This window comes from Flavobacterium panici (assembly GCF_903819335.1).
GTDB lineage: Bacteria > Bacteroidota > Bacteroidia > Flavobacteriales > Flavobacteriaceae > Flavobacterium > Flavobacterium panici.
The window spans coordinates 1-1,762 of sequence record NZ_CAIJDE010000003.1; the positions used below are offsets into that span (position 1 = coordinate 1).

Consider the following 1,762-nt stretch of genomic DNA (forward strand, 5'->3'; position numbering starts at 1 on the left):
AGTCTCCAACCTATCCTACACATCATTTATCCAAGGTCAATACTAAGCTATAGTAAAGGTGCACAGGGTCTTTTCGTCCCACTGCGGGTAAACGGCATCTTCACCGTTACTACAATTTCACCGAGCTCATGGCTGAGACAGTGTCCAGATCGTTACACCATTCGTGCAGGTCGGAACTTACCCGACAAGGAATTTCGCTACCTTAGGACCGTTATAGTTACGGCCGCCGTTTACTGGGGCTTCAATTCAATGCTTCTCCGAAGATAACATCTCCTCTTAACCTTCCAGCACCGGGCAGGTGTCAGGCCCTATACTTCATCTTACGATTTTGCAGAGCCCTGTGTTTTTGATAAACAGTCGCCTGGACCTCTTCACTGCGGCCCCGATTGCTCGGGGCGACCTTTCTCCCGAAGTTACAGGTCTATTTTGCCTAATTCCTTAGCCATGAATCTCTCGAGCACCTTAGGATTCTCTCCTCAACTACCTGTGTCGGTTTACGGTACTGGTACTAATTACCTGAAGTTTAGAGGTTTTTCTTGGAAGCCCTTAGGCGCACTATCTCTTTGTCCGAAGACTCCGAGTACTATCGTATTTCACCAGTCTCTGCGGATTTGCCTGCAGAGCCTATAGCTAGGTACTTTAACGAACTATTCCGTCAGTTCGCGGCGCTTTCATCACTCCGTCACCCCATCACAGTAATTAGTAGTACGGGAATATTAACCCGTTAGCCATCGACTGTCCCTTTCGGGTTCGCCTTAGGACCAGACTAACCCACAGCTGATTAGCATAGCTGTGGAAACCTTAGTTTTTCGGTGTGCGGGTTTCTCGCCCGCATTATCGTTACTTATGCCTACATTTTCTTTTCTAACCAGTCCAGCATACCTGACGATACACCTTCAACCCTGTTAGAATGCTCCCCTACCACTTACAGTAAACTGTAAATCCATAGCTTCGGTAATACACTTATGCCCGATTATTATCCATGCTCGTCCGCTCGACTAGTGAGCTGTTACGCACTCTTTAAATGAATGGCTGCTTCCAAGCCAACATCCTAGCTGTCTGGGCAGACAAACCTCGTTCTTTCAACTTAGTGTATATTTGGGGACCTTAGCTGATGGTCTGGGTTCTTTCCCTCTCGGACTTGGACCTTAGCACCCAAGCCCTCACTGCTGAGAAACATTATATAGCATTCGGAGTTTGTCAGGAATTGGTAGGCGGTGAAGCCCCCGCATCCAATCAGTAGCTCTACCTCTATATAACTTAATTCAGCGCTGCACCTAAATGCATTTCGGGGAGTACGAGCTATTTCCGAGTTTGATTGGCCTTTCACCCCTACCCACAGGTCATCCGAAGACTTTTCAACGTCAACCGGTTCGGACCTCCACTGTGTGTTACCACAGCTTCATCCTGCCCATGGGTAGATCACACGGTTTCGCGTCTAACACTACTGACTAAAGCGCCCTATTCAGACTCGCTTTCGCTGCGGATCCGTGGCTTAACCACTTAACCTCGCCAGCAGCGTTAACTCGTAGGCTCATTATGCAAAAGGCACGCCGTCACCCCACGAAAGGGCTCCGACCGCTTGTAAGCGTATGGTTTCAGGATCTATTTCACTCCGTTATTCACGGTTCTTTTCACCTTTCCCTCACGGTACTGGTTCACTATCGGTCTCTCAGGAGTATTTAGCCTTAGCGGATGGTCCCGCCAAATTCAGACAGGGTTTCACGTGCCCCGCCCTACTCAGGATACCACTATCTATTAT

The 1,762-nt window shown here is 48.6% G+C and carries 1 rRNA gene (cut by a window edge); it reads right to left on the minus strand.

Annotation, left to right across the window (positions count from 1 at the left end):
- Positions 1 to 1,762, minus strand: a 23S ribosomal RNA gene (locus tag FLAPXU55_RS00025) (its annotated part continues 190 nt past the right edge of the window); the annotation flags it as partial.